At 37.5% G+C, this 24,491-nt stretch carries 22 protein-coding genes; 10 read left to right on the forward strand and 12 right to left on the reverse strand.

Features of this window, described 5'->3' with window-relative positions; translation table 11 throughout:
* Positions 1-82 precede the first annotated feature (82 nt).
* Together CLV81_RS18190 and CLV81_RS18195 are read right to left on the reverse strand one after the other, a co-directional pair.
* Positions 83-1,210 carry a glycosyltransferase gene (locus CLV81_RS18190; RefSeq protein ID WP_106147048.1) on the reverse strand — a complete coding sequence of 376 codons (1,128 nt, stop codon included), beginning with the start codon at positions 1,208-1,210 and terminating at the stop codon, positions 83-85.
* Positions 1,207-2,280, reverse strand: a complete 1,074-nt coding sequence (locus tag CLV81_RS18195; RefSeq protein ID WP_158259156.1) for an O-antigen ligase family protein — start codon at positions 2,278-2,280, stop codon at positions 1,207-1,209. Before CLV81_RS18195 ends, CLV81_RS18190 begins: the two co-directional genes overlap by 4 nt.
* A gap of 412 nt (positions 2,281-2,692) precedes the next feature.
* Here CLV81_RS18195 and CLV81_RS18200 point away from each other — a divergent pair, with 412 nt between their 5' ends.
* The 10 genes from CLV81_RS18200 to CLV81_RS18245 all read left to right on the forward strand — a co-directional run bounded on the left by CLV81_RS18200 (position 2,693) and on the right by CLV81_RS18245 (position 12,243).
* Complete coding sequence (locus CLV81_RS18200; RefSeq protein WP_417935437.1) at positions 2,693-3,706, forward strand: glycosyltransferase family 4 protein; 1,014 nt, start codon at positions 2,693-2,695, stop codon at positions 3,704-3,706.
* Positions 3,707-3,787: 81 nt separating this feature from the next.
* Positions 3,788-4,999 carry a glycosyltransferase family 4 protein gene (locus CLV81_RS18205; RefSeq protein ID WP_106147054.1) on the forward strand — a complete coding sequence of 404 codons (1,212 nt, stop codon included), beginning with the start codon at positions 3,788-3,790 and terminating at the stop codon, positions 4,997-4,999.
* 279 nt (positions 5,000-5,278) lie between these two features.
* Positions 5,279-5,884 (forward strand): sugar transferase, encoded by a 606-nt coding sequence (locus CLV81_RS18210; RefSeq protein ID WP_106147056.1) that lies wholly within the window; start codon positions 5,279-5,281, stop codon positions 5,882-5,884.
* Positions 5,885-6,979: a GNAT family N-acetyltransferase gene (locus CLV81_RS18215; RefSeq protein ID WP_106147057.1), complete on the forward strand. Its 1,095-nt coding sequence runs from the start codon at positions 5,885-5,887 to the stop codon at positions 6,977-6,979.
* 46 nt (positions 6,980-7,025) lie between these two features.
* Positions 7,026-7,814, forward strand: a complete 789-nt coding sequence (locus CLV81_RS18220; RefSeq protein ID WP_106147059.1) for a VOC family protein — start codon at positions 7,026-7,028, stop codon at positions 7,812-7,814.
* Between the two features lie 103 nt (positions 7,815-7,917).
* Positions 7,918-9,648 (forward strand): HAD-IIIC family phosphatase, encoded by a 1,731-nt coding sequence (locus tag CLV81_RS18225; RefSeq protein ID WP_106147061.1) that lies wholly within the window; start codon positions 7,918-7,920, stop codon positions 9,646-9,648.
* A 3-nt stretch (positions 9,649-9,651) separates the two neighbouring features.
* Positions 9,652-9,897: an acyl carrier protein gene (locus tag CLV81_RS18230; RefSeq protein ID WP_106147063.1), complete on the forward strand. Its 246-nt coding sequence runs from the start codon at positions 9,652-9,654 to the stop codon at positions 9,895-9,897.
* Positions 9,898-10,001: 104 nt separating this feature from the next.
* Complete coding sequence (locus CLV81_RS18235; protein ID WP_106147065.1) at positions 10,002-11,072, forward strand: 3-oxoacyl-ACP synthase III family protein; 1,071 nt, start codon at positions 10,002-10,004, stop codon at positions 11,070-11,072.
* A 7-nt stretch (positions 11,073-11,079) separates the two neighbouring features.
* The gene (locus CLV81_RS18240; protein ID WP_106147067.1) at positions 11,080-11,295 is read left to right on the forward strand and encodes an acyl carrier protein; all 216 of its coding nucleotides are present in this window, start codon (positions 11,080-11,082) and stop codon (positions 11,293-11,295) included.
* A 282-nt stretch (positions 11,296-11,577) separates the two neighbouring features.
* On the forward strand, positions 11,578-12,243 hold the full coding sequence (locus CLV81_RS18245; protein WP_106147069.1) for an LbetaH domain-containing protein: 666 nt from the start codon (positions 11,578-11,580) through the stop codon (positions 12,241-12,243).
* A 316-nt stretch (positions 12,244-12,559) separates the two neighbouring features.
* On the opposite strand, the gene CLV81_RS18250 is transcribed toward CLV81_RS18245, so the two are convergent.
* The 10 genes from CLV81_RS18250 to CLV81_RS18295 form a co-directional block, all read right to left on the reverse strand.
* On the reverse strand, positions 12,560-13,735 hold the full coding sequence (locus CLV81_RS18250) for an OmpA family protein (RefSeq protein ID WP_106147071.1): 1,176 nt from the start codon (positions 13,733-13,735) through the stop codon (positions 12,560-12,562).
* 115 nt (positions 13,736-13,850) lie between these two features.
* Positions 13,851-14,324 carry a hypothetical protein gene (locus CLV81_RS18255; protein WP_106147073.1) on the reverse strand — a complete coding sequence of 158 codons (474 nt, stop codon included), beginning with the start codon at positions 14,322-14,324 and terminating at the stop codon, positions 13,851-13,853.
* A 2-nt stretch (positions 14,325-14,326) separates the two neighbouring features.
* The gene (gene bshA / locus CLV81_RS18260) at positions 14,327-15,469 is read right to left on the reverse strand and encodes an N-acetyl-alpha-D-glucosaminyl L-malate synthase BshA (RefSeq protein ID WP_106147075.1); all 1,143 of its coding nucleotides are present in this window, start codon (positions 15,467-15,469) and stop codon (positions 14,327-14,329) included.
* 28 nt (positions 15,470-15,497) lie between these two features.
* The gene (locus CLV81_RS18265) at positions 15,498-18,407 is read right to left on the reverse strand and encodes a glycoside hydrolase family 3 N-terminal domain-containing protein (RefSeq protein WP_106147077.1); all 2,910 of its coding nucleotides are present in this window, start codon (positions 18,405-18,407) and stop codon (positions 15,498-15,500) included.
* A gap of 129 nt (positions 18,408-18,536) precedes the next feature.
* Positions 18,537-19,388, reverse strand: coding sequence for a LamG-like jellyroll fold domain-containing protein (locus CLV81_RS18270; protein ID WP_106147079.1), 852 nt, complete (start codon positions 19,386-19,388; stop codon positions 18,537-18,539).
* A 55-nt stretch (positions 19,389-19,443) separates the two neighbouring features.
* Complete coding sequence (locus CLV81_RS18275) at positions 19,444-19,926, reverse strand: ABC transporter ATPase (RefSeq protein ID WP_106147081.1); 483 nt, start codon at positions 19,924-19,926, stop codon at positions 19,444-19,446.
* Position 19,927: 1 nt separating this feature from the next.
* Positions 19,928-20,713 carry a (Fe-S)-binding protein gene (locus CLV81_RS18280; protein ID WP_211298022.1) on the reverse strand — a complete coding sequence of 262 codons (786 nt, stop codon included), beginning with the start codon at positions 20,711-20,713 and terminating at the stop codon, positions 19,928-19,930.
* A 10-nt stretch (positions 20,714-20,723) separates the two neighbouring features.
* On the reverse strand, positions 20,724-22,049 hold the full coding sequence (locus CLV81_RS18285; protein WP_106147084.1) for a 4Fe-4S dicluster domain-containing protein: 1,326 nt from the start codon (positions 22,047-22,049) through the stop codon (positions 20,724-20,726).
* Between the two features lie 70 nt (positions 22,050-22,119).
* Positions 22,120-23,079: an MlaD family protein gene (locus CLV81_RS18290; RefSeq protein WP_106147085.1), complete on the reverse strand. Its 960-nt coding sequence runs from the start codon at positions 23,077-23,079 to the stop codon at positions 22,120-22,122.
* A 69-nt stretch (positions 23,080-23,148) separates the two neighbouring features.
* Entirely contained in the window at positions 23,149-24,348 is a 1,200-nt protein-coding gene (locus tag CLV81_RS18295; protein ID WP_106147087.1) for an N-acetylmuramoyl-L-alanine amidase family protein, read from the reverse strand.
* Positions 24,349-24,491: the final 143 nt, after the last annotated feature.

Consider the following 24,491-nt stretch of genomic DNA (forward strand, 5'->3'; position numbering starts at 1 on the left):
AAAGACTTAAAAACTAGACAGTTAGAAAATTGAAAATGCATCTGTATAGGGTTACCATAAGTGACGCCTTTACTCATTCCTCTTATGATTTTATAGTTTTTGAGATGAAACCAAGTATACTGGAGGCCCTCTCCCCTATTTCAAAGTCCTTTGATGTTTCCAATGCTTTTTTAGACATTTCTTCACTTCTTTGTTCGTCCTCAATGATTGAACCAATTGCATGTTTCAGAGCTTCTACATCCATGGGGTCTACCAAAATGGAAAATGAAGGGTCACATTGATCTCTTACTTCAGGAATATCAGATGATACTATAGGTAATCCACATGCTATAGCTTCTGCAATTGCGTTACAGGAACCCTCCTTTTGGGTTGGTAGAACAAATAGATCTGCCGAAGAAAGCAGTTCGGGAATTTGAAAAGAAGGAACACTCCCTTTGAATACCACGGATGGACCTTGAGGCTCTTGAGGTCCGCTTCCAATAAACAGAATGCCCACATCCTTTAAATCTTTAGCTGCTTCCAATACGCGTAAAGGTCCTTTATGCTCCATAAACCTACCAACAAAGGCAATAAGTTTGAGATTCGTAGGAAGGTTGTACTTGTTCCTCATCTCTTCTTTGTTCCTTTTATAGAACTTGGTTAAATCTACAGCATTGGGTTTCATAAAGATTTTGTTCTCTGAAACACCGAAATCAATTAGTTGACCTTTTAATTTATTGGAAACCGCTATGAATCCTTTCAATCGGCCTATACTTTCTTTAAAATAAGTTTCTGAATATCTCTTTGCAAAACTTAATAGGTCGCTTTCCCCTATTGCGCAAAAGATAGGTTTCTTGTATTTGTTAACCGCATTGGCCGCAATAATGCCATTCATCATGAAATGAGTGTACACCAAATCAAATTCCAAGTTGTTTTTATCAATAATCTTTCTTATCCCCTTTATCTGACCAAGTTCAGCAATTCGGTATGTATTGAAAGATCCTAATTGAATACTGGATAAAGACAGAAATTTTGGACGATAGACTGTACATTTTTCAACCCCGTAAGACTTCTTTTTTTTAAACAGCCCTGTCATTGAAAAGGTTTCAGGGGAGATTACGGTTACCTTATGTCCAAGCCCGCAAAAATGCTGTATAAGATTATAAACAAAAACACCTCTCGAAGGGTATTTTGAAGAGGGATAATTATTTGATATAACCAGTATGTTCATTCGGTAAGTCTTTTTTGTTTATTATAGTTTGGTAATACGTGGGCAGTTGATCCTATCAAAATGGCAAAAAACAACCAGAACAATATTTTTCCTATACTCCCACCTTGTTTGGACATATTAAAAATGACAATAACAAATAGTACAAGGTTTAACGAATTTCCATATACTCTGTAGTGCCTTAAAAGTGACTTGGCCAAACGAACCAAAAAGGTGATAAACAAGAGTATTCCTGGAAGACCGCATGAAATAAACAAGTAAAGAAAAATATTGTGAGGATTTTTAGGGATGCCAGAATAGGCATACATCATGGGAATAACTCCAGCAAATCCGGTGCCTATTATAGTATGGTCAGCAATAATATTAAAAGCTGCATCCCATAGAACATTTCTTCCAGTATCACCTTTTTCAACCGTTTCCAACAACCGCGATGCTATTACAGGGTTGGTCTCCAATAAGTAAGATATTAGAAAACTAGAGGCGAAAACTCCAATAATAAAAATTGCCCATTTGTTTACAACCCCGGTTTTCCTAAAAAAAAGCAGTACACCCAAACCCAAGAACATGGAAATAAAAGCACCACGAGAGCCTGATAAAACGGTCAAGCTAATAAATGGTAGGCAAATTGGGACAATAATAGCCATCCTTTTAAAAGAAAAGTTGCTAATAAGTTTGGACATGGCTATCAGAAAGGCTAAAACTGCTTTTACTCCCAATACATTTGGGTTTTCCCCAAACAGATAAATCCTACCATGTATATAGGTTACACCCTGACCTAGAGTAACCAACAAAAAAAGTAACAAAATACTTGCAATGTAGGAGTTCAGGACAAAAGGTAAAATCTTTGGTTTATTGTAGATATGAGACGCTATAAAGGTCATTAAGACAATCAAAAGAAGTGCCCTCTGATGAAATGCAAACCTCATTTCATCCACATATTGTGAATTGAGCGCAGAAAAAACAAAGCCAACAACAATCAATAACAGCAGAGGAATAACAAACTTTTTGAGAGGATGAAAACTGAAATTCTTTGAAATCAATGGCACCCAAGTAGCAAAATAGAACATTGTCATAAAAAATGTAACCGAGTAGGACCCAACTAACTTAAAGGGATCCCAATATTCAAAAGTTACAGAAAATACAAGCAGGTATAGACAGTAGTCGTTTATGGTGCTTATGAGCCTTATCATTAATCGATACCAGAGTTAAAAATCGGGGGTAAAATAAATTAAAAAATATGTAAGGCAGTCAACTTAATGGTCAAAATACTGTTTTTATCGAATAATTGAAGATTTAAAAGATGACTGCTACTCTTATTCAAATAAGCGAACTAAATTTGGCAATCAATACACAACTAGCCACAGTATGCATTGTCTTCATATCTGTAACGATTTCTATGGAAGTGCTGTTCATAGAAATCTATATAAAGACCTTTCTAAATATCCTTTTCACCAAACAGTTTATTGCCCTACCAGGTCTTATGCGATGCCAACAAAATTTGTAGAACTTGATATTCCGAATCTTGATGTTATTCAATCAAAACCGCTTAAGAAGTATCATAGGGTACTGTTTAGAAAAAAAATAAGTTATTTATACAATGATCTGGACAAAAAGGTTTCCTTATCAAAATTCGATATTGTCCATGCTACCACCTTATTCAGTGATGGAGCGGTAGCTTTAAAAATCAAAAAAGAGTATGGCATACCTTACATCATCGCTGTCCGGGCCACCGATATAGCTGGTTTTCTAAGGTATCGTAAGGATTTGATTGGTTTGGCATTGGAAATATTGAGGGAATCCAAAAAAATAATATTCATAACGCCAATTCTAAAAAAGAGCTTTTTTAGGCACCCGGTCATCCATAAATATGAAAAACAATTTTCAGAAAAATCTAGTATCATTTTCAACGGTATAGAAGATTTTTGGCTGAAGGACAGACTTAACAAAAAAGATTTAGCACCTAATAAAATCTTATATGTTGGAAAGCTTACCCAAAGAAAGAATGCGTTGAACTTGTGCAACGCAGTTGTTTCCCTGAATAAAATGGGGCATAATTTCAAACTGACCATTGTAGGTTCTGGCGGTGCCTTTGAGGAAAAGATTAAGGAACTATCCAAAAAAAATGGAGACTTCATTTCATACCTGGGAAAAATTTCGAACAAGGATGAGTTAATGAACGTTTATCGCGAAAATCATATTTTTTCTCTACCATCAAAATCAGAAACTTTTGGCCTGGTCTACCTTGAGGCACTATCTCAAGGTCTTCCTATTATGTATTTAAAAAACGAATCGGTAGATGGAATGTTCCAATCAAAAGTTGGACAAAGAGCGCCAAATCCCAAAGTTAAAACCTTAATGGAAAGCATCTTGTTATTAGTTGAAGATTACAGTACAATTGATTTAGAAAAAATTGATTTCAACCTTTTTTCATGGTCATTTATCAGTGATAGGTATCATGAGATGTACAAACAGATTACTCAAAATACAGAATTTAGTTGACCAAAGAATTATATAAGCGTGCTTAGAAATATATTTGCTCGTTCTTTTGAAACACTTTAAAAACAATATTAGATATTTAGTATGAGAATACTTTACATACACCAGTATTTCCTGACGCCAAGAGACACGGCGGGAACAAGGTCTTATTGGATTAGCCAAGAACTGATAAAAAATGGTCATCAAGTAACCATGTTGACCACCAGTACAAAAATAGACACCAAAGTAAAAAGGATGAACGTAGATGGTATTGATGTCATTTATGTGAAGGTACCCTATAGCCAGTCCATGAGTATACTGAACAGGCTGAAGTCTTTTGTAAGCTTTATGCTAAAATCGGCAAGGATAGCCCTAAAAGAAAAAAATATAGATTTGGTGCTTGCCACTTCTACTCCGCTAACCATAGGTTTTCCTGCCTTAGTGGTCAAAAAACTTAAAAAAGTGCCTTTCCTTTTTGAAGTACGAGATCTCTGGCCCGAGGTTCCGATACAAATGGGTGGTCTCAATAATAAACTGGCAATTAAACTGGCTTTATGGTTTGAAAAGACAATCTATAAAAACGCAATTCATATAGTTGCTTTGTCTCCAGGAATGAAAGAGGGGGTCATAAAGGTTGGAACTCCTGAAAACAAAGTATCCATGATTCCAAATATGTCCAAAATTGATGTCTTTTGGTCTCGTGAAAAAAATGAGGAACTGACTAAAAAACTTGGGTTAAAACTGGATTCATTCAAGACCGTTTATTTTGGTGCCATGGGAATAGCCAACGGTATGGATTATATTATCGAGGGCATCAAACATTTGAAAGAACATGAAGATATTGAGTTCGTATTTATGGGAGGTGGCGCGACCGAAGCTGTTTTAAAGGAAAAATGCAAAACGCTCGGTATAAACAATGCACGTTTTTTGGGTGGTTTTAATTTAGAGCAGCTTTCTGAAATCGTAAACTTATGCGATGTGGCGCTTGTCACATTTGCAGATTTGCCCATTTTGGCCACGAATTCCCCAAATAAGCTTTTTGATTCGCTATCAGCCGGCAAACCGATAATCGTAAATTCACCTGGATGGACCAAAGAAATGGTTGAGGAAAATGAATGCGGAGTATTTGTTGACCCAAAAAAACCAGAAGAATTGGCAAACCAAATCTTACATCTCAAAGCAAATCCGAAGCTTACGGAAAAAATGGGATTAAACTCAAGAAAATTGGCAGAGACCAAATACGATAAGTCGATTTTGTGTAGTGAATTTGTAGATGTAATTGATTCAATTTCAAACCAAATTTCAACTAAAAACTAGAAAACAGATAGTAGAAAACCTTATGGCATTAAAAATCTTCTATTATTATATAAGTCAATATGTTAGCTTCTTTGTTGATAAGAGTATAAGAAAAGTAGCACATCCATACCTAATGGTTTTTTAACTTTAAACATAACTTTGGGTTGACGTAAATCCTTTAATTATAAAACCTAATCAGTATCGCAATTAACAATCTTATCCAAGATATAGGTAGTAGAACTATATTTTTTTGAATACCCATAGCTTGACATAATTTTACAGCCGTTAAAGAACACAAAAATGTATCAAAGCCTTATCAAAAGAACTTTTGACTTTTTATTTGCGTTAGTTCTGATAGTACTTTTATCCCCCTTAATTTTGGCTACTACCATTTTCTTGGCAATTGCAAATAGAGGTAAGCCTTTTTTTCTGCATAGAAGGCCGGGTAAAAACGAAAAGATATTTACCCTTTACAAGTTCAAAACCATGAGAGACCCAAAAAATGAGGAGGAATTATACCTTCCTGATGGGCATAGGATTACCAAGGTAGGAGCTATAGTACGAAGCACTTCCCTCGATGAACTTCCACAACTTTTTAATGTTCTTATGGGGGATATGTCCATTGTTGGACCAAGACCGCTATGGGAACACTATTTGGAGCTATACAATGATTTTCAAAGGCAAAGACATACAGTTAAACCGGGCATTACGGGTTGGGCCCAGATAAATGGGCGAAATGCAATTAGTTGGGAAAAGAGATTTGAACTAGACGTTTGGTATGTGAATAATATAAGCTTTTGGACAGATTTAAAAATTCTTTTCAAGACCGCTTTTAAAGTATTCAAAAGAGAAGGTGTCTCTGAAAGTGGCGAAGCAACCATGACCATGTTTACAGGAACCAAGTAGATGATTGGAAATCAGTATCGTAGAGCTATGCTAACTGAGGCGAAAGATGATTCTTTTTTAGAAATTATACGAAAAAAACAAAGATGGGATAGTGTTGTTAATGAATGTGATTTTAAGGATGCTTATCACAGTTACTCATACCATCAACTTGCCAAGAAAAAGAATGAAGAACCTATTTTGATTCATTATGCCGAAGGAAGTAAGATTATAGCTCTCCCCTTACTCCTAAGGAAAATTGATGGCACTCGCTATTATGATGCCACTTCCGTTTACGGTTATCCAGGGCCAATCACTAAAGGTATTCCCTCAGGTTATGATTGTAAGAACTTTCAAATGCAGTTGGAAAAATTTTGTATGGATAACGATATCATCTCTATTTTTTCAAGATTAAATCCATTTATTTCCCGCCAGAACGATTGTCTCAATCAACTGGGGCGTATTGAAGCAATTGGGAATGTTATATATCTGAATCTAAATACTAGTTTGGAGGGTCAGAGGTCCGAATATCATAAAAGACTGAAAACCTACATCAATAAATCTAGAAGGACTTACAGTATCAAAAAAGCAGATGGGGATAAAGATCTGGATACTTTTATCTCTCTATATCAAGAAAATATGGTTCGTGTCAATGCGGACAAATCTTACTTCTTTGACAGAGCCTATTTCCTAGACTTATTCAATTGTCCCGATTTTGAAACCGAATTGCTTTTGGCCTTAAAGAACGATACCAAAGAAGTAGCTGGTGGAGCCATTTTTATTAAAAAGGATGGTATCATCCAATACCACCTTTCAGGTACAAGCGAGAAATATCTTGATTTAAATCCTATTAAACTGTTGATTGATGAAATGCGGATTAAAGGGACGGAGGAAAATTTTAGATATTTTAACCTTGGTGGCGGAGTAGGTGGAAGAAAAGACTCGCTGTTTTATTTTAAATCAGGGTTTTCAAAAAAACAAATTCCTTTTAAAGTATGGAAGTTCAAGGCTAATTCAGAGGTTTATCATGAACTGGTAAGACAGGAACGTCGTGGAGGACAATTTGACAAATCAACTAACTATTTCCCTGAGTACCGTAGAATAGAAAATCCAATCTAATCCTGAAAAACAGCTTTTTTAGTTAACTCAAGTCAAAAAATCTTTAATGTTCAAGGCGAATTTTCACCATATACGGCTTAACGTAACGGACATTGATAAGTCCATTTCATTTTATCAAAAATTTTTTGGGGCTACTTGCTTAAATTATAGAGGAAAGGCAGAAGCCCTTTTTACCGAGAAATCCTTTCTTTTATTGAACAAAGTAAGTGAAGCCCCTAAGAGTCATTTGGGAACAAGCCTTTGGCATATTGGTTGGTCGGGAGTTGACGGCCAATCAGAATTTGATTGGCGAGTTAAGGAGGGTATAGAGGTACACACTCCTATCAATCCTTTGAATGACAGCCACTGGATGTATTTCTATGGTCCCAACAAAGAAGTTGTGGAAGTATTTACTGGGAATAAAAACCATAGGTTTGAACATATACACCTATTGGCATCAGATGTTGACCAAACTATGAATTGGTTCAAAACAAATTTAGGCTTGTCCCCAGAAAGTCCCTCAGCACAAACCTGGGGCAATGGACTGTTTAAATGGAACAGGTTGACTGTAGATAACATCAATATAATGGTAAACGGGAGACCAGTCCAAGAACGCACATGGTATCCCAGTGAAGGTTTTTCAAATACGGACGGCACGTCCATAAACCATATAGCGTTTTCGTTTCCAGAAATAGAACCGATTTATAATCATATAAGTGGAAATAACACTGAAATCGTCCGTGAAATAAAAACAGATCCTGTTTATGGTTTAAACAGTTTTTTGGTTAGGGGGCCTGATGGCCTACTAATTGAAATTGTTGAGGAAAAACCTATTCCAGAAGGTATATGGGATTAATCTAAGAGAATATAGCAATCGCAAATACTATTAAGAAAAACTATTTCGCAAATCAACAAAAGATAAACAAGTTTGGCACGTTAATCATTTTACAATTGACCTGATGAAAAACTTCATACAGTTAAAAAAGAACTTAAAAAAGGATTTTACCGATCTAAGGGATATTAAAGTAGCTTTATTGGGCGATACCGCTACGCAGTTTTTGAAACAAGCCTTAAAAGGTTTGGGTCACGACTATGGGATTCACTTGAACATATGGGAAGCCGACTTCAATCAGATAGAAAGACAAGTATTAGATCCTTCTTCAGAGCTTTATGCCTTCGAGCCTGAAATCGTAATCCTCTTCCAATCTTCACATAAACTGCTGTCCAAATACAACAAAACAACTTCTGATCAGCACCTTTCATTTGCAGAAAATCAGATAAATGCCATTGAGGACCTTTATGCCAATATTACGGATAACATAAAAGCTGAAATCATCTATTACAATTACCCGGAAATAGATGATTCCGTTTTTGGAAATTACGCCAATAAAGCCGAGTCCTCTTTTTTGTTTCAGTTACGTAAACTCAATTACGAGCTTATGCTTTTAGCAGCTAAAAAGCCAAGTTTGTTTTTGTGCGACCTTTCATCAATTCAAAACCAGATAGGAAAAGCCTCGTTATTCAATCCATCAGTATACATAAACACCGAAATGGTGCTGGGCATTGATGCTTTACCGCAGATTGCAGCAAGGACAATCTCCATAATCAATGGGTTGAAGGGAAAGATTAAGAAATGTCTGATTTTGGATTTGGACAACACTACATGGGGAGGTATTATTGGGGATGATGGAATTGAAAATATTGAGGTTGGAAGTTTAGGAATTGGAAAAGCCTTTTCGGAGTTCCAGCAATGGGTGAAAAAGCTAAAAAACAGGGGCATAATCATTGCGGTTTGCAGTAAAAACACGGAGTCCGTTGCAAAAGAACCGTTCGAGAAACATCCCGAAATGGTTTTGAGATTGGAAGATATCTCTGTATTTGTGGCCAATTGGGAGAACAAGGCAGATAATATTCGTCAAATACAGCAGATTCTTAATATTGGGTTTGATTCAATGGTGTTCTTGGACGATAATCCTTTTGAAAGAAACATCGTACGGGAAAACCTGCCCGACGTTCTTGTCCCTGAATTACCCGAAGACCCAGCAAATTATCTGGAATATCTTTATGGTCTAAACCTTTTTGAGACTACATCCTTTTCTGGCGAGGATGCCAAAAGAACCAAGTTGTATCAGATAGAGGCAGAACGTGTAAAGGCCCATAAAAAATTCACAAATGAGGACGATTTTTTAAAGAACTTGGCCATGACCTCAAAGGTAGAACCCTTTACGCCATTCAACACACCCAGAATAGCGCAATTATCTCAACGGTCAAATCAGTTCAATCTTAGAACAGTTCGGTATTCCGAATCGGATGTGGAACAAATGGCCAATTCTGAAGATTACGCGACATTTTCTTTTACGTTGGAAGATAGATTTGGTGACAACGGGTTGATTTGTGCCATTATTCTTCAAAAAGAAGACCCAAAAACGTGGTTTATTGATACCTGGTTTATGAGTTGTCGTGTATTAAAACGAGGAATGGAGAACTTTGTCCTAAATACCATTGTAACCTTTGCAAAAGAAAATAACTTTGATTTCTTAAAGGGAGAGTACATTCCAACTCCTAAAAACAAATTGGTAGAAAATCATTACAAGGATTTGGGCTTTGAATATCAAAAGCCTTATTACATTTTAGATGTAAACGAATACGCAGATAAAAAAAGTCATATAACAAAACAAGAAACAAAATAGGATATGTCAAGAAATGAAGTGTTGAAAGAGATAAATGAAATCTTCATAGATACTCTGGACAATCAAGAAATCGTTCTCGATGAATCGACCCAAGCGGCGGATATAGATCAATGGGATTCGTTAATGCATGTACTATTGGTTGATGCCATGGAAAAGCATTTTGATATTCGATTCAAATCTGGAGAAATCCAAAATTGGAAGAATGTTGGGGAGATTATAGATTCAATCGACCAAAAAAGCAACAATTAGTGAATTAATCATAACCAACCGGGTAGAGATTTATTTCTAAAAGAGTCTAAAATCTAAGTTTTAGTCAAAATCAAACCTTAAAATTGGTTTTAAAACAATAGGATATGAATCTAAAGTTTACAGACAAAAAAATAACGGGCATTCTCACGGTTTTCCCGGAAAAGGAAATCAAATTTGACGACGAAATAGACAACTACGAGTTTACTAGACAACAATCTATGAAACTAAAGTTGGTCATGGGCTTTAATAAGCGAAGAGTAGTAAAAGAAGGTACAGCCATATCAGATTTATGTGTGTTCGGTCTAAACCATCTCTTTGAGAAAAACCTGTTGAAAAAAGAAGATATCGATGCCCTGATACTGGTCACTCAATCACCCGATCATTTCATGCCTTCAACAAGCCATATCATACATGGCAAATTAGGCCTTAAGCAAGACATTTATTGTAGTGATATCAATCAGGGATGTGCAGGTTATTCTTATGGACTTAACCATGCCTTTATGTTATTGGAACAGGAAGAAATCAATAAGGTGGTTGTACTAAATGCGGATATTCTGAGTATCAAGGTGTCCAATAAGGATAGAAGTAGTGGTCCACTTACAGGAGATGGAGCGACCATTACCATTGTGGAAAAAAACCAAGATGGGAATACAATATACGGCTCTGTTAAATCTGACGGTTCTGGAGCGAGTGCACTTATTATTCCCGCAGGAGGGTTCAAACAACCTTCCAACGAAGAAACTGGAAAACTTGTAAAGGATAAAGCTGGTAATTACAAAGCTTTGGACCATATAGATATGAAAGGGGACGAAGTATTCAATTTCGTTCAGCGAGAGGTACCCCCAATGATTGATAACCTATTGGAAAAAGCTGGTACGACCAAGGAAGATATCGACTATTTCATGTTCCATCAGCCCAATAAATTTATGGTAAAGCAGTTGGCCAATGCCATGGGTGTACCCAACGAAAAAATGCCGAATAATTTAGTTGAGAATTTTGGCAACTCTGCAAGTGTTACAATTCCTGCATTGATGTCTTTCAATTTGGGTGAAAAATTAAAGGACGAAAGCTATAAAATATGCCTTTGTGGATTTGGTAATGGTTTGAGCTGGTCTTCGCTGGTTTTGGACATTGGGCATTTAGATTTTTGTGAAACAATAGATTATAACAACTAAAAAAAATATGGAAAACTTTTTGACATCCATTGCTGAGATATTGGAAGAGGAATCGGTTGAGTTTACTGATGACCTCGATTCTTTTGATGCTTGGGATTCATTGACCGTTCTATCAATTATTGCACTTTGCGATTCTGAATACGGTGTGGCTTTATCGGCAGAAGAAGTAGATGACTCAGGAACCATACAGGGTTTAAAGGACCTCATAAAAAGTAAAATGTAGGTATAAAACAATGTACAACAGGGTCTGTTTTAACGAACCTTAAGCACTTTGAGCTTCTTTTTGTTTACTAGTTTGCTGTGGGTTTTATAACTTTAAGTTCTCAAAAACTTTTCCTCCCCCATTTTTTGAATAAGCTTAAATGCCTTAATATTGATAGAGAATACAATCTAAACCTTTAGAATAGTATTTCGAAAACATGAACCAATAAAACAGATTTCCAAAAATCACAATTCTTTGAAATAAAATAAAGCTCTTAACTGAGTAACTGATAAAAAAACAAATATGAGAAATGTAATCATACTAGGTACCGGGGGCTGCGCTTCTGAGGTAACATTTTATATAGAAGACAATAACAAATTAGCGAAAGAAGAGAACAAAATCAATATTTTGGGCTACATCGATTATGCCGACCATATTGAAGATCATTACAAAAAATACAACTTTAAGGCTCCTGTTCTGTGCGATATAGATTCTTATGAGCCAAAAGAAGGTGAAGAGGTATTGATAGCTGTAATGGATATTGGTTTCAGGGAAAAGATGATTAATGCCCTAAAATCAAAGAATGCTACAATTGGTAGTTTTTTTCACCATACTGTAGTAAAACCGGACGATTTGAACATTGGTGAGGGCAATATTGCAGGTCCTTTTTGTATGCTGGAAAAATATGCCACTATTGGCAGCTACAATCTCCTTACCTCATACTGCTTTATAAGTCATGACTGTGTTGTGGGAGATAATAACTTCTTCTCCGTAGCTGGGGTAGCGGGATCAGTCAAGGTTGGGAATAATAATTATTTCGGTATTCGTTCTTTCACTATACCTGGAGTTGAAATAGGTAACAACAATGTGATACAAGCAGGTATGTGTGTTGATAAGAACGTAAAAGATGACACGACGGTGTTCTATCGTTTCAAAGAAAGAATTATGGCCATCCCCAAGGTCGGATAAGAACAAAGAGTCCATTTATATAGTAGGTGTATTACAGATTCTAAAAAACTAATTTTTTTATTCTTGTAATACCCAGTATTTATCATGCCGGTCTTTAGCAATAACCCATTTTCGTGGTAGTTAGGCTTTTGAATTGGTAGTGACCTCATTCATTCAAAACTTCCATTGCCTTATATAAAGTGAGAATACTATTTGGTCCTTTTTCTAAGAATCACCTGCTAGCACCAATATGCTGTGGAGGAATTTGAACAGTCAAGCACTTATTACAGTAAAAGCAAACTGGACATTTGATACGTAAATCCTTAAGGGTTTGGTGTTAAATTTCGACTATAGCAAAGACGGACCGTCTGTTTTCGCTATGCTTTGCTTCAGAACAGGGCACTTTATCTTTGCATTCATTGACCAAGCGCTCTTCGCCATAAGCCGCCGATTTTAATCTACTCGCATCTACCTTCTTATTCAAAAGATACTCAACTGTGCGTTTTACACGTCTTTCTGAGAGCCATTGGTTGTATTTGTCCGTACCTCTAGAATCTGTATGAGCAGAAACCTCAATTCGTAATTTCGGATACTTATCCATAATCAAGGCCAGTTTATCCAGAGTAGTTTTGTCTTTGGGAGTTAAATATGAAGAATTCAAAGCAAAATAAACATTACCAAGTGCTTTGATTTCATTTTCAATGTCGGCCCTTCTTTTCTCTGCTACTTCTTGCTCAGCTTTTTCTGCCGCTGCAAGTTTTGCTGCTTCTTGTTCCCTTTTCAACCTTTCCGCCAACAGTCTTGCCTCCTCATCAGCTCTTTCCTTTTCAGCAATAGAATCTTGAACTCTTTTTTGTTCAGCTTCCATTTCTTTTAAAAGTGCCAATTTTTCTTCTCCTTTGGGTGAAAGACCTTTTTCAATATCAAATTGATACACCACACCAATGGCATGTTGTATATGATTTGTTGCGTTTTCAGTACTCATGGCCCATTTTCCAGTAGAATTGAAATCCAGTCCTACCCTATCTGAGAGCCAGGTTCTAAATCCTACTACACCATTATACGTTCCACGTCCTTGGTTGTTCGCATCCGTATAACCTGCTCCAATACCCACATATGGGTCAAAAAAACCAGTTTCACCTATAATTTGATTCAGATCATAACTTATTCTAAAGTCAATACCGAAATAATCTATGTCTTCAGTATTTACAACATTGTCAACAATTTTTCCTTCTCTATATTGATTATAGGTCCCTATTGCCTCCAAACCCAAACCATTTTGGAAATATCTTCCAATACTAATTCTTGATGGAAAGGGAACAGCATTCCAACCATCGCGAATATCCAATAAGTTTCCAAATTCATCTCCCGAATCATCAACCACATTCATTCCTAACGAAACCATCCAAGAGGATTTTACGATGGTGTCCTTTTTGGTAAGTTGTAGTTCCTGACCAAAAAAGATTGATGGAATACATAGCAAACATATTGCCGTAACCTTAAACGTTTTCATAAGTATTGATTTGAGGTTAAGAGTTACAAAATTACGTCAGGTGTCAAAATAGTCCATTTTTGTGCTTTCAATGGCTTCAAAAATCGTTAAGTGGGAAAAATCGGCAAAAAGGCCCTTACTCTGAATACTGAAAGTCGATTAATTTGTCGGTAAAGGGAATTGTATAGATATAAAACGGATAGGAAATCACAGTAATCTCCGGTTCATTTAAAGCATTTGATTTTTTGACCTTCATATTGATTTTCAAACGATTACCCTCTTCTTTTCCATAAAAAAGTACCATTTTACTATTAGGCTTTTGCTCTCCAGCACAGATGGCTAAGACGGTATGTTTAGTGAAGTCAATTGTTGGGACCGGTAAGCCAGGTTTTCGAGTTTTGTTTACTTGGGAGTAAAACTTGGATAATGACTTCATATCACGGATAACCATGGTCTCCGCTTCATAAAAACCGCTATAATCATCGGAATCAACCAATGTAATTCTTGGATCATTTTGAGACTCTTCTTCCACAATGCCCTGTTTTTGTGATTTACAGGAAGTCTGGGTCAAGGAAACAATAAAGTACGCTATGAAAATTAAGACTCTCATTCTTAATAGGTGTTCTTATATCTGGAATTATAAGCCTTTTCATACACTTCTTCATACAATGGCAATATGTTGAGAATATCAAACTTCAAAGCCACTTGATGGGCGTTTTCCTTGAATTTCTCCATCACATTGTCATCTTTTAAGATGTGAATGGCTTTTGCTGCCATTTCATTAACATCTCCTACATCTGCCAAAAAGCCAGAGACACCTTGTATGTTGACCTCCGGAATTCCACCAGTATTACTGGAAATAACGGCAACCTTGTTTATCATCGCCTCCAGTGCGGCAAGACCAAAACTCTCTGATTTGGATGGTAGTAAAAACAAATCCGAAAAACAAAGGATACGATCAATCTCATTGCTGTTCCCTAGAAAAATTACTTTTTCAGCAATTCCCAATTTATCACATTGAAGCTCAGCCCCCTCTTTTTCGGGGCCTTCTCCAACCATTATGAGTTTTGCAGGAATTTCTTTTTGTATTCGGTAAAACACATCGATAACATCCGAAATACGCTTCACCTTTCTAAAGTTACTGATGTGTGTCACAATACGCTCATCCTCATTGGCCATTAACGAACGTTGACAATCTGTATATTCTTGACTGTATTTCTTCGAATCAATAAAGTTTGGTATTACCTCTACCTCCTTTTGAATATCAAAGATTTTCAATGTGCTTTGTTTCAAATTTTCGGAAACGGCAGTCACAATATCTGATTTATTGATACTGAAGGTAACAGCGGGTTTATAAAATGGGTGCTTTCCAACCAACGTGATATCCGTACCATGCAAAGTGGTAATCATAGGGACATAAATGCCTTCTTCCAACAACATCTTCTTGGCCATATATCCGGCATAAGCATGGGGAATGGCGTAATGTACATGTAACAGCTCTATACCATAAAGTTTGACGGTATCCACCAGCTTGCTTGACAATGCCAATTCATAGGGTTGATAGTGAAAGAGCGGGTATTCCGGTACATGAACCTCATGAAAATGGATATTACTGTTCAATAAACCAAGTCGAACCGGTTGTCTATAGGTAACAAAGTGAACCTCATGACCTCTTTCGGCCAATGCAATTCCTAATTCCGTAGCGACAACTCCACTACCCCCAAAGGTTGGATAACAAACTATTGCAATCTTCATATTGACAAATCTAGCGCTAATTCATCTTTTAATTGATAATGGAATCATAAATTGCTTGTTGTATTCTTGTTCGCAATCCCGACTTAATCAACAGGGTATTACTTGCTGTTGGAAATGTTCGGTTGGATAAAAACACGTAAATCAATTCCTCATCAGGGTCTGCCCATGTATATGTTCCCGTGAAACCACTATGTCCAAAACTTTTTCGTGAAACACATCCGCAGGTAGGTCCCTTTTCTTCCAATTGTGGCTTGTCAAAACCTACACCCCGCCTCACCATCTTATGGCAAAAGTAACAGGTATTGAACTTTTGAATAGTTCGGTCGTTGAGAAAACGTCGGCCGCCATATACTCCTCCTTGTAGATACATCTGCATAATTTTGGCCACATCGTTGGCATTACTGAACAAACCGGCATGGCCTCCTACTCCACCTTGCATGGCTGCGCCCATGTCATGCACATACCCCTGGATGGTTTGGTACCTGAAGTATGTATCCTCTTCAGTGGGGATTATCTGGTTTTTCTTGAACTTCCCTAAAGGGTTAAACCCAGTGTATTGAAGCCCCATGGGACGGTAAAAAAACCTATCAACAAGTTCATCAATTGAGCTCCCATAAAACTCTTCAATATATTTCTTAAAGACATAATAACCCACGTCGCTATAGCGATAACGATTTGATTTTAAATCTTGTCTGCCAATTCTATTGTAAATGGAATCTTTATAGGCAGAGGTTAAATAAAGATTATCGGCGACCTTAAAAGGAAATCCTTCAGCTGGATGGTTTCTATAAAAGTCCGGTGAGGGTTTCCTGTCTTCTGATAAAGTATCAATGTAAAAAGCAATCCAAGCAGGTAATCGGCCATAATGCGAAAGTGCTTTAAGTACAGTTACATCCTTTAATTCTGAATCCTCATATTCTGGAACCAACTCCTTGAAAGTATCATTCAACGCAATATTTCCCTCCTCTTCCATTTTCATTATCATAGGTAAGGTTGAGAGAATTTTTGTTAAAGATGCTAAATCATAAATATGGTCTTTGTTTACCTTCCCATCTGAACCATATGTAGGTTTCCCAAAATTCTTATTGTAAATCACCTTTCCCTTTTTGGCGATGAGAATTTGAGCCCCTGGAAACATTAAAGAATCTAAACCTATTTGAACGAGACTATCAACTGCTTTTAAGTTTTTAGAACTCATTCCTACTTTCTCCGGAATTGAATACCCCAAACGTTGAATAGGTTTAACTTCCAACCCTGTACCCTCCTGAAAAGTGGACCCAACCGAAACTGGAAGTTTACCATTTGCCCCTATTGCACCAAAAATCGCCTGGGCCGCCTTTTTTTGAGCGAGCTCACTGTTTTGATACCCAATCAGTAATGCATCGATGGTAGTAGAGTTAACCACATCCAACAGGGCATATGGTTTTGCAAAAATGCTTAAAATGGTATTGCTGGTTCTTAATTTTGATATCTCTTGAAGCCAAAACAGCTCCGTATCACTAAACTTGTAAGATTTCCAAGGAGAGTCATTGTTTTTGTGGAATCCAATGATGACAAGATTATATTCTGCCAGTTCCTTCCTGTAATCCGCTATATTCTTTTCTTTTACCCAAGTGACTTTGGTGTATTTAGAAAGAATATCATAAAAGGGTGACCCATCTGCATCTCCAAACTGTACATAGGCAATTCGTTTATTCTCCAAGTTTTTTATGGGCAACAAGGAAAAGTTGTTTTTAGCAACAGTCAAGGCCTTTTCAATGCTTTCTTCGTAAATGATGTCATTTTCAACTCCATTCAGCTCATTTAACAGATTTTCCTCAGCAACTGGAACATAAGTATGAAGACCAGCTTTGTATTTGGCCATTAGAATCTTTTTCACCGAAAGAGACAACCTGTACTCCGAAATTCTACCCGTATTGTAGGCGTCTATAAATCGTTTGATGGATTCCATTGGATTTTGAGGCATCAAAAGCACATCGGTACCCGCCAAAAACGATTCAAGCTCCACTTCCCCTTCATTAGCAAATTGGGATACCGCTTTCATATTTAGTGCATCAGTAAAGACCAAGCCTTCAAATCCGAGTTCCTTTATTAACAGGTCCGAAATGATACTTTTTGATAGTGAGGAAGGGTGCCCGTCCCTACTTTCCAAACAGGGGACATCCAAATGGGCCACCATAACGGAACTCAATCCATTTTTAATCAGATATTTGAACGGATATAGCTCTATTGAATCCAATCGCTGTCTGTCTGCATCAATTATGGGAAGTGCCTTATGGGAATCCACATCGGTATCTCCATGGCCAGGAAAATGCTTGCCACAGGCAAGAATCCCAGCCTTTTGCATGCCCTTCATTATGGCCAAGCCCTTATTTGCAACATTTTCTGGTGATTCTCCAAAAGAACGGTTACCAATAATAGGATTTCGTGGATTGTTGTTTACATCAATATCTGGAGCAAAATTGATGTGTACTCCCATTCTTTTGGCATGCTTTCCAATCTGAAACCCAACTTTTTCAACAATTTTGTCATCTTGAATTGCACCCAAGGTCATATTCCAAGGAAAGGCATAGGTGGAATCCAGTCTCATGGCCAGTCCCCATTCCGCATCCATCCCAATCATAAGAGGTATCTTGGATTTTGATTGAAACTCGTTGGTGAGCCTAACCTGCTGAACTGGTCCTCCTTTTAAGAAGATTACACCTCCAACATGTTGATTTTCTATTAATGATTGTATTCTATTGGTAGACTCTACACTTTTGTTGGACCCTATGCTAACCATAAAAAGTTGACCTATCTTTTCTTCAAGTGTCAAATTGTTATAGGTATTGTCAACCCATTCCATTTGAGCCAAAGTATCCTTTGCAACCAAAGGGTTTTGTGCCTTGGCTCCCAAAAAAAACAATAAAAGGAGAGGAAAGTAAACGTTTATCCGCATAAAGGTCTATCTAGAATGTGAACTTTATGCATGTAAAAATATTGTATTTCATTGAAGAAAGACCAGTATTTAAGACATTTTAAGGCTAAATTACATGTTTATGGACTCTCTTTCACCTGTCAAAGATTTCTAGGGTTCTATCAATAATCCAAGAGATTTGACCTTATATACCATGTTGATAGTCTCTGCAGACAATGGTTGATTAAAAACTGAAAGTTCATCCATTAAGCCTATGTAATTGAGTCCAAGAAAAATTTTTGCCTTTTCTTCTTCCCAAGTAAACAAATCTCCAATATCTTTTTTTGTGCCTTGTAGCTCTCCGTTTACATAGAGCTGGTACTCCGAAGAGTCCGCGCCTAGATTTGAAAAGTTAATCACGATGTGGGTCCATTCACCTCTCTTAAAAGGAGGATTTTTCATCCGCACCAACCTTTTTTCGAGTGCTGGATTGTTGTCAGGTCCAATTTTATTTGGATTCCATAACTCCAAATCTCCAATAACGCCTAATCTAAAATCCCTTGGATTTTCCTTAGTGAAATCTACCCAAATAGATGCATCGTTATAATTCACATCGGTTATTTGTATAGGATCACAAAATCCAGGTTCCAAATCCTTTGCTGGGTCAAGTTGTAACCAAAAAGAAATTGCCCCGCTCCAGGATTCTTTAGAATATCCCATATTTCGGAATGCATCAAAAAATACAACAGGCTTCCCTTTTTTCTTGAAATCCAATGCGCCTCCGCTAAGACCAATATCCTTGACGAAAATCACATTGGAGCCTTCCAAACCTTTTATAGCGTTTTGAAGTTCTTTTCTGCTCGAAGCCGAATAAATCTCTGCATCTCCCACCGCGACCTGAGCTGTGGTACTTTCATTAAAAGGGGCGTAAAAAATAAGGCTCTCTTTTAAAGTGTTTTCTTGTGCCATGCCATAGAATAGCGCCATTAAACAAGCCAAGGCTGTCGTTGTCTTTTTAAACATGTGGATATTTTTGTGTTATTGTCAATCTATTGCTGTTACACGGTTTTATTTTGTTCTAGACAAATCGTGCATGCCAACTCTCGCTTGCGGGTACCTCCCAATGGTCCAGAAACTCCATTTTATTGGTTACAAGATTGTTGAACACAATAGTATTTTTGGATATGGCTTTCTCTTTTGCCATTTTTTTGAAATCTTTCAATGTTTTATAAGCAATATATTCCCCTTGTTTAAAGGATACATTCATCCTATCCAATAAATCCACGCCATATTTCTGTTCAAGGGTTTGTATAAAATGCACCGAGGCATCGATGGAACAGCCGGAAGCGCCAGCATGCGACTGGTCCAAACCAATAATTATAAAACGATTATATCGAGTTAGGAATCCTGCTTTCAACCGTGCCCCATGTGCAGTCCATTGGGTGATAAACTCACCTAACGATTGTTCAATTTCCTCAATTTCTGCTTCGGTAAAGCTTCTGTTTGCTTGGTAAATCCAAACTCTCGAGGTATCAGGTAGGGAATTAAAATCTACTAGCATATTAAATAGAGTTAGCGATTAGTTCCGCTACATCCAGTACGGTAACACTATCTTCTTTTTCGTGGGCCTTTATGCCATCTGTCATCATGGTATTGCAATAGGGACAACCCGTTGCTATTATGTTTGGATTAGTTTCCAAAGCGTCTTTGGTGCGCATCACATTGATATCCATATCGCCTTTCTCCGGTTCTTTGAACATTTGGGCACCTCCAGCACCACAGCATAATGCGGTTTTCTTATGACGTTTCATCTCAACGATGTTCGCGTTGGTTTTCTTGAGAATGTCCCGAGGAGCATCATATACTGAATTGGCCCTCCCCAAATAGCATGGATCATGGAAGGTAATACGCTTTTCTTTATAGGTTTTCCCTTCAAGGGATAGGCGTCCGGAATCCATCAGCTCTTTTATATATTGGGTATGGTGAATTACGTCATAATTACCACCCAAACTTGGATATTCGTTTTTTAAAGTGTTGAATGAATGCGGGTCACAGGTCACAATGCGCTTGATTTCGTAACCATTCAATACTTCTATGTTCATCATAGCCTGCATCTGAAATAAAAACTCATTTCCAGCACGTTTGGCCACATCCCCAGTATTGCTTTCTTCAGGTCCTAAAACGGCAAAATCTACATTGGCCTTGTTCAATATCTTTACAAAGGCCCTTGAAATCTTTTTAGCCCTATCATCATAACTACCTGCAGAACCCACCCAAAACAGTATTTCCGGTTGCTTGCCCTCAGCCATGAATTCTTCCATGGTCTTCACAATCAGTTTCTCGCTCATAGCTATACTATTATTCGTTTACCCAGTTCAAACGGTCCATTTGATTATAGGGCCATGGGGCACCATTATTTTCAATATTGGACATCATATTATTCAATTCTGTAGGAGCCGCCGATTGTTCCATCACCAAAAAACGTCTCATCTCAACAATAATGGACAAAGGGTCAATGCTCACAGGACAAGCCTCAACACAGGCATTGCACGTTGTGCAAGCCCAAAGTTCCTCCCGGCTGATGTAATCATCCAAAAGTTGTTTGCCGTCAGGCACAAAGTCTCCTTTGTTGGCGTCTATATTTTTGCCCACTTCTTCAAGTCTATCCCTAGTATCCATCATTATTTTTCGAGGGGATAACTTTTTGCCCGTTTGATTGGCAGGACACTCCGAAGTACATCTACCGCATTCTGTACATGTATAAGCATTTAAAAGCTGTACCCAGTTCAAATCCATTACATCGGAAGCTCCAAACTTCTCGGGTTCAGCTTCAGAATCATCTGTAGCCGCAAAAGGGTCAGCGGATGGGTCCATCATTAGTTTAACCTCCTTGGTAACCGATTCTACGTTTGAAAACGCTCCCTGAGGCTTTAATCGCCCATAATATGTATTTGGAAAAGCCAGTAAAATATGAAGGTGTTTGGAGTAATATAGGTAGTTCAAAAAAGCAAGAATACCCAGAATGTGAAGCCACCAAGCGGCTCTTTCAATTATAATAAGGGTTGACGCAGAAAGCCCTTCAAACAGGCCGGCAATATATTGGCTTACTGGAAAAGCTCCCGCTTGAACGTAATGCTCTGCACCGAGTTGTTGCAATTGAAAATCGGCAGCATTCATAGTAAGGAACAAGGCCATGAGAACCAATTCGATGTAAAGTATAAGGTTGCCATCTTTTTTGGGCCATCCTTCCATTTCAGGTTTGATGAATCTTTTTAACCTTATGGCATTTCTACGAAGCCAAAATACAACCACGGAAACGACAACCAAAAAAGCTAAAATCTCAAAGGAACCAATTAGAAAATCGTAAACACTTCCTAAAGGAGCAAAAATGCGGTGGGTTCCTAGAAGACCGTCTATGATGATTTCCAGTACCTCTATATTGATGATGATGAAACCCACGTACACGATAATATGTAGAAGACCCGCAATGGGTCGCACCACCATTTTGGTCTGTCCCAAAGCGATTCGGGCCATATTTTTCCAACGTTGGGTTTTGTTATCACTAACATCAACATCCCTCCCTAGTTTGATATTACGAGAAAGTTTTTTGACATTTTTAATAAAAAAACCAATACCCAACGTTAGGAGAATTGCGAACAGAATATTTGGTATATATGCGGTCATAAGAATAGTAAAGCTTAAAAATACAAAATTTATTATGCATGCATAATAAATTTATTAGCTATTTAACCTGCTATTGTTTATTGGCAGGGTCGTTTTCTGGAAGTTCATATTCTTTTTGCTTTTTTCCAAATACGGAAACATTAACGTAACGTTTTGGATTCAGTCTAAAATCTTGCAGCAATAAGTCCAATTCCCTTGAAGCATCAGCTAAGTTATTATACAACTCTTCATCATTGGCCAACTTACCGAGAGAGCCTTCTCCCTTTTCAATTTTGCCCAAAACATTGTTCAATCGATTCACTGTGGTCTGAAAATTGGCAACAGTTGACGCCAGGCCTGCACTTGCCAAAGAATCCGAGAGCTTGGAAAAGTTTGAGGTAATGTTGTCTACGTTCTTTAATGAATTGTCCAACTGATCTTGGTTTTCTTCCAAGAGATTGTTCAATTTGTCGGCACTGCTCTTAAAGGATATTATCAATTCGCTAAGACCCGAAATTCCTCTTTGCAAATCCATCTTAGTAGGTTCATCCAACAAAGCGTTTACATTCATCAACAGAGAATCTGCATGGGACACAGCCCCTTCAACTTTAAGTTGTAGGGGGGTCAACTTTTGTTGTACCAATTCCGTAATCCCAGGCCGGGTTGAAGTAACCAGCGTATCCCCAGATTGCGCATTACGTTCCCCATTTAAGACCGGGTTTATCTGGATTCCCTTTCCTCCTATAATTCCAGTATCATAGAGCTCTGCGGTGCTGCTCTTCGAGAATTCGAAATCGCTTTTAATTGAAAGTGTAACAATAAGTTTCCCTGAATTATCCTTAAATCGGATGCTATTCACATTCCCAACATTTAAACCATTAATGGTTACCTGAGTACCTGGTTGGAGCCCTCCAACATGGTCATAGACTGCATAAAGTGTCCGAGAATTTTCAAAAAGTGAAGAGGATTTTAGATAACTCAGTCCAAAAACAAAGGCTACTATACCTGTAAGTACAATAATCCCAGTTTTAATCTCTCTGGATAGTTTCAAAAGATTATTTTTTCGGTTCCAAACAAAATTAGGAATAATTTTAGGAAGGAGACAAGCCTTTCCGATAAGCTACTTTAGCGCTTCTTTCAATGGAACCCTAACCCCTTTTTTATAGGCGACAATATAAGAGGTGGTATATCCTTTGGCATCTGCCTGTATTTTTAATTGCTTGGCCTCATCATAGGTTTTGGCATTCCCATACATATAGCGGTATAAATTTTTAAAAGGTTCTTTGGAAAGGGTATCCAATCCTTTGAAATTTGCCTTCGTCAGCGGAACATCCTTGGAACTTGCCATTAACTGTACTTTAAAAATCAGGTCAGAAACAGCTGGGGGCGGGGTTTTGGTTTCAACAACTGTCGTTACAGGCTCCTTTTCAGCCTTTACCTCTTCAACTACTTCCTCTACAACCTTTTCCTTTTTAGGGGCTTCCTCAGCGACTTGAGTATTTTCGGGAGTGTTCTCAAAAGATTCATCTTCAGCTATTCCATTGTTTAAATCTTCTTTGTAGGCCACAATTGCATCCGCAATTGCCTTTCCCATTTGCGCTTGTCCTTTTGAAGAATTGAGGTAGCTTCCTTCATTTTTATTGGTTAAAAACCCTGCTTCAATCAGTACACTGGGCATAAAAGTCTGATGCAGCACAATGAATCCCGCTTGCTTTACCTTTCTATCCTTTCTTTTAAGCTTTACCGTAAAGTTATCTTGCAGCTTCTTACCCAATAATATACTTTGCTGAAGAAACTCTTCTTGCATAATGGTCAGCCCTATTACCGATTCTGGAGAATTAATATCGTATTGGGCATATCTTTGTTCATAGTCATCCTCTAGATAGATAACCGAGTTTTCTTTCTTGGCTACTTCAAAATTCTGTCTGTTTGCGTGTAATCCCAAAACGAAAGTTCCTGCACCATAAGCCTGTGATGAATGAGAGTCACAATGCACTGAAACGAACAAGTCCGCGTTTGCTTCGTTAGCAATTTTTCCCCTTACATAAAGATCTACAAAAGTGTCGTCCTTTCTTGTATAGATTACCTTGATGTTCGGGTTTTTCTCCAGTTCTTGACCTGTTTTTAAAACAATTTGAAGTGCAATATCCTTTTCCAGATAACCGTTTCCAAGATTTCCAGGGTCATGTCCACCATGTCCTGCATCCAAAACCACTATAAATTTGTCCTTCTGGGGTACTTCGGTACTATTTTTGGTAAAAGAGCTTAATGGGAACAGAAAGGGCAATACAATTAAAAAAAACAACCTTTGTACAGACATAAGAACTCAAGAATTTTAGCATTCTGTTAGGGTTAAAAATATTGTAATCCCCAAGTAACAGAAGAAAAAATATATGTAAGTTTGAGACCAAAAACTAGGCCAAACTAGCACAAAAATAGGATTTATCACGTTGCAATCAAACA

Source organism: Flagellimonas meridianipacifica, from assembly GCF_003001695.1.
Taxonomy (GTDB): Bacteria; Bacteroidota; Bacteroidia; order Flavobacteriales; family Flavobacteriaceae; genus Flagellimonas; species Flagellimonas meridianipacifica.

Excerpts from the sequence above, each read along its gene's own strand:
- CLV81_RS18190 (WP_106147048.1), bottom strand. The coding sequence starts at position 1,210 with ATGAACATACTGGTTATATCAAATAATTATCCCTCTTCAAAATACCCT.
- CLV81_RS18195 (WP_158259156.1), bottom strand. The coding sequence starts at position 2,280 with ATGACAATGTTCTATTTTGCTACTTGGGTGCCATTGATTTCAAAGAAT.
- CLV81_RS18200 (WP_417935437.1), top strand. The coding sequence starts at position 2,693 with ATGCCAACAAAATTTGTAGAACTTGATATTCCGAATCTTGATGTTATT.
- CLV81_RS18205 (WP_106147054.1), top strand. The coding sequence starts at position 3,788 with ATGAGAATACTTTACATACACCAGTATTTCCTGACGCCAAGAGACACG.
- CLV81_RS18210 (WP_106147056.1), top strand. The coding sequence starts at position 5,279 with ATGTATCAAAGCCTTATCAAAAGAACTTTTGACTTTTTATTTGCGTTA.
- CLV81_RS18215 (WP_106147057.1), top strand. The coding sequence starts at position 5,885 with ATGATTGGAAATCAGTATCGTAGAGCTATGCTAACTGAGGCGAAAGAT.
- CLV81_RS18220 (WP_106147059.1), top strand. The coding sequence starts at position 7,026 with ATGTTCAAGGCGAATTTTCACCATATACGGCTTAACGTAACGGACATT.
- CLV81_RS18225 (WP_106147061.1), top strand. The coding sequence starts at position 7,918 with ATGAAAAACTTCATACAGTTAAAAAAGAACTTAAAAAAGGATTTTACC.
- CLV81_RS18230 (WP_106147063.1), top strand. The coding sequence starts at position 9,652 with ATGTCAAGAAATGAAGTGTTGAAAGAGATAAATGAAATCTTCATAGAT.
- CLV81_RS18235 (WP_106147065.1), top strand. The coding sequence starts at position 10,002 with ATGAATCTAAAGTTTACAGACAAAAAAATAACGGGCATTCTCACGGTT.
- CLV81_RS18240 (WP_106147067.1), top strand. The coding sequence starts at position 11,080 with ATGGAAAACTTTTTGACATCCATTGCTGAGATATTGGAAGAGGAATCG.
- CLV81_RS18245 (WP_106147069.1), top strand. The coding sequence starts at position 11,578 with ATGAGAAATGTAATCATACTAGGTACCGGGGGCTGCGCTTCTGAGGTA.
- CLV81_RS18250 (WP_106147071.1), bottom strand. The coding sequence starts at position 13,735 with ATGAAAACGTTTAAGGTTACGGCAATATGTTTGCTATGTATTCCATCA.
- CLV81_RS18255 (WP_106147073.1), bottom strand. The coding sequence starts at position 14,324 with ATGAGAGTCTTAATTTTCATAGCGTACTTTATTGTTTCCTTGACCCAG.
- bshA (WP_106147075.1), bottom strand. The coding sequence starts at position 15,469 with ATGAAGATTGCAATAGTTTGTTATCCAACCTTTGGGGGTAGTGGAGTT.
- CLV81_RS18265 (WP_106147077.1), bottom strand. The coding sequence starts at position 18,407 with ATGCGGATAAACGTTTACTTTCCTCTCCTTTTATTGTTTTTTTTGGGA.
- CLV81_RS18270 (WP_106147079.1), bottom strand. The coding sequence starts at position 19,388 with ATGTTTAAAAAGACAACGACAGCCTTGGCTTGTTTAATGGCGCTATTC.
- CLV81_RS18275 (WP_106147081.1), bottom strand. The coding sequence starts at position 19,926 with ATGCTAGTAGATTTTAATTCCCTACCTGATACCTCGAGAGTTTGGATT.
- CLV81_RS18280 (WP_211298022.1), bottom strand. The coding sequence starts at position 20,713 with ATGAGCGAGAAACTGATTGTGAAGACCATGGAAGAATTCATGGCTGAG.
- CLV81_RS18285 (WP_106147084.1), bottom strand. The coding sequence starts at position 22,049 with ATGACCGCATATATACCAAATATTCTGTTCGCAATTCTCCTAACGTTG.
- CLV81_RS18295 (WP_106147087.1), bottom strand. The coding sequence starts at position 24,348 with ATGTCTGTACAAAGGTTGTTTTTTTTAATTGTATTGCCCTTTCTGTTC.